The sequence below is a fragment of the Micromonospora sp. NPDC049089 genome (assembly GCF_040648775.1).
Classification (GTDB): domain Bacteria; phylum Actinomycetota; class Actinomycetes; order Mycobacteriales; family Micromonosporaceae; genus Micromonospora.
Genome location: NZ_JBEZEH010000355.1, coordinates 1 through 3,289, shown reverse-complemented (window position 1 = coordinate 3,289; position 3,289 = coordinate 1). Strand labels below are relative to the sequence as shown.

The window sequence follows — 3,289 nt, the reverse complement described above, 5'->3', positions numbered from 1 at the left end:
GCTCGGAGTCGACCTGCGCCGCGGCCACGAGGTCGTCGACCTCCGCCAACGCCTCGACGCGGTCGAGGTCCACCTCGCCGACGGTACGAAGCTCACCAGTCGCTTCGTCGTTGGTGCCGACGGCGGCCGCAGCGTGGTGCGCCGACTCGCCGGTATCGACTTCCCCGGTGTCACCAACGACCGGTCGATCTCCCGCACCGCGACGGTGATCGTGCCTGCGTCGTCCCTCGACCCTGAGACGGGCGGCCTGCGCGTCCCCGGTAACGGTGTCGTCCCGCCGTTCCAGCACACCCGCACTGCGCGTGGCCTGATCGCCTGGGCCCCGTTCCCCGGCCGCCCGGCGATCCTGAGCACGACGGAGTGGCCCGACCCGCCAACGAACGACGCGACCCCGATGAGCCTGGCGGAACTCCGTGCCAGCGTCGCCCGGGTGCTCGGTGCCGACATCCCTTTCGGCGCGCCTGACGGCCCCGGCCTGCTGCGGCGCCTGACCGGCCGCAACACCCGCATCGCCGCCCGCTACCGCGCCGACCGGGTGCTGCTGGTCGGCGACGCCGCGCACGTGCACCCCGCGATGGGCGGCCCCGGCCTCAACCTGGGCCTACAGGACGCGGTCAACCTGGGTTGGAAGCTCGCCGCCACGGTGCGCGGCTGGGCACCGAAGGGCCTGCTCGACACCTACGAAAGCGAGCGTCGCCCCGTCGCCGAACGGGTCGTCATGTCCACCCAGGCGCAGTCGGCGCTCATCGGCCCTGGCGACGAGATCAGCGGCTTGCGGGAACTCTTCGCCGAACTGCTGCGCAAGCCGGAGGTGACCGGGCACATCGCGGCGTTGATGTCCGGTGCGGACATCCGCTACCCCGCCGATCCCGCCGACCCTCTGGCCGGCCGCTGCGCGCCCGACGTGGTCGTGCACACCGAGCACGGTGCGACACGCCTCGCCGAGCTGACCCGCACCGCCCGGCCGCTGCTGCTGGACTCCACGGGTGCCTACGCCGGGATCGCCGCACCATGGCGAGACCGGGTCGACATGGTCACCGGCTCACTGGAGGGCACGACAGCGGCCGCGTTGCTCGTACGCCCCGACTGCTTCATTGCCTGGTCCGCCGGGGACGCCGCCACGCTGCGCGCCTCGCTCGCCCACCACTTCGGCCTTCCACGATGACCACGAACCCATTTCGGGCTGGCCCTCTTCAACGTGTCTTTGGGTCGTACGCCTGCCAGTCCTCGAGCGGAGTGAGCGGAACCGGCACGGGCCGCTGTGCGGTCGTCGTCAGCTCGATCCGCTGGCCTTCGGTCGCCGACCGGAGCAGGCTGGTCATGGTTTCGAGTACGTGCAGTGCGACCTCGCCGTCAGCGCGCGGGGCACGCTGATCGTCGGCCCTGACCAGGTCGATCAGGCCGATGCCCCGGGAAGCCTTGGCGTAACCGGCCTGCGGTTCGAGAGCGCGCCAGTCGGTGTCGCCGAGCGCGAAGAGGCGGACCTCACCGTCGAAGTAGTTCGGGTCGGGCACGGCGAGCGTGCCGGCCTCGCCGTGCACCTCGATCGGTACGGCCGTCGTCCGGACGCCGTCGAAGCTCGTCGTGATGGTGGAGAGCGCACCGTTGGCGTGCTCCAGTACGCCGGTGAGGTGGGTGTCCACCCCCACCGGGATCCGCTGCCCGGTGCGGGGGCCCGAGCCGATGACGCGCTCGGCGCGCAGGCGGCTGGCGGCGCCGGTCACCGACCGGACCGGCCCGAGCAGATGGATGAGCGCCGAGATGTAGTACGGCCCCATGTCCAGCATCGGGCCGCCGCCCGGGGCGTAGTAGAAGTCGGGATTGGGATGCCAGCGCTCGTGCCCCGGAGTGACCATGACGGCCGACGCGGACATCGGGCGGCCGATGAGCCCGCCGTCGATCGCCGCCCGCGCCGTCTGCGTGCCCGTACCCAGGACGGTGTCCGGCGCGCACCCGACGCGGACGCCGGCCGAAGCGGCCCGATCGATGATCGAGCGGCCGTCCGGGAACGTCACGGCGAGCGGCTTCTCCACATAGACGTTCTTGCCGGCGTCGATCGTGTCCAGCGAGATGTCGGCATGGGCTGCGGGGATGGTCAGGTTGAGCACGGTCTGCACGTCCGGGCGGGCGAGCAGCCGCTCGACGCTCATCGCCTCGGCTCCAGGAATCGTGGCCGCGACCTCGGCCGACCGGAAGGCGTCGAGGTCGGCCACCGCGACGATGTCGATCTCAGGGTGGTCCGTGAGAGTGTCCAGGTATGCGCGGGAGATGACCCCGAGACCTATGACGCCGACGCGGTGCGGGTCGCCCACACCATCCCCCTCTCGATCACGGTACGGACATCCGCGTGCTCCAGCACGTCGAGGCTGTGCCCGGGGGTCGTCACGACGACGCGCCCGGCACCCCACTGTCGGGTCCAGATGGCCGGTGAGGTGACCGGCCGATGCCACGGATGCCACGCCTGCGTCGGGTGGGTGGTCACGGCCAGTACGTCGATCAGGTCATCGTGCAGCACCCAGTACTGTTCGGTGACCAGGTCGAAGTCCTCAATGCCCGCAGTGATCGGGTGCTCCCGGCCGAGGTCGGTGACGCGCACCGTGTGCGGCAGGAAGTTGTCCTCCGGGCCACCGTGACGCTCACACGGCTCAAGGCCCGGATGGGTCGCGAACTGGCCGCCCACCAGGTGCAGGTATTCGGCTGACGCGCGAAACGAGTCGACGATGCCGCCGTGCCAGCCGGTGAAGCCCGTGCCGGCGATGACCGCCGCGCTGAGGCCCGCCACCTGGTCCGCGGTGATCTGCGACATCGTTATGCACTGCACGACGAGGTCGGTCTCGGCCATCTCGGCGGTGTCGGCGTAGACCTCCGTCGACTCCTCGACCCGTACGGCATAGCCGCTACGTTCGAGGAAGGGGAGGAACAACTCCGTCGCCTTGACCGGCTGGTGCCCCTCCCAACCGCCCCGAACCACCAGTGCTCTCCGCTGCGCCACCGTCGCTCCCTTCCACGGTCCGTCGCCACCGGGCTGGCCGCTCCCCGCCCCGACGACGGGTCGCCGATGCCCAAACGTGCCGAGCACCGAAACCGTACCCGTGGTCGCCGACAAAGCCGACGTACGCCGGCTGCCGGATTCCACTCTGCCCGGTCGGCTTGGCCCGCACCACGAGCGACACCGGCTCCGGATCGGCGCGGAGGCGCGGACGGGCCGAAGCGATCGCCGCCCGCGCCGACGCCGGGGCGAGCACCCCGATGCGCGCACGGTCGTGACCTACCGGACACCCTCGTCGAC

General features: G+C 71.3%; 4 protein-coding genes. 2 read left to right on the top strand and 2 right to left on the bottom strand.

The features are described from left to right. A partial coding sequence (locus AB0B48_RS32545; RefSeq protein ID WP_357208362.1) for an FAD-dependent monooxygenase occupies positions 1-1,165 on the top strand: 1,165 nt, incomplete at its 5' end. Positions 1,166-1,193: 28 nt separating this feature from the next. Here the strand turns inward: AB0B48_RS32545 and AB0B48_RS32540 are convergent. Further along, entirely contained in the window at positions 1,194-2,312 is a 1,119-nt protein-coding gene (locus AB0B48_RS32540) for a Gfo/Idh/MocA family oxidoreductase (RefSeq protein WP_357208361.1), read from the bottom strand. Then, positions 2,282-2,992 (bottom strand): ThuA domain-containing protein, encoded by a 711-nt coding sequence (locus tag AB0B48_RS32535; protein ID WP_357208359.1) that lies wholly within the window; start codon positions 2,990-2,992, stop codon positions 2,282-2,284. The genes AB0B48_RS32540 and AB0B48_RS32535 overlap by 31 nt, the downstream gene beginning before the upstream one ends. Positions 2,993-3,068: 76 nt before the next feature. Here AB0B48_RS32535 and AB0B48_RS32530 point away from each other — a divergent pair. Next, the coding region (locus tag AB0B48_RS32530) for a hypothetical protein (RefSeq protein ID WP_357208357.1) at positions 3,069-3,289 on the top strand (221 nt) is incomplete at its 3' end.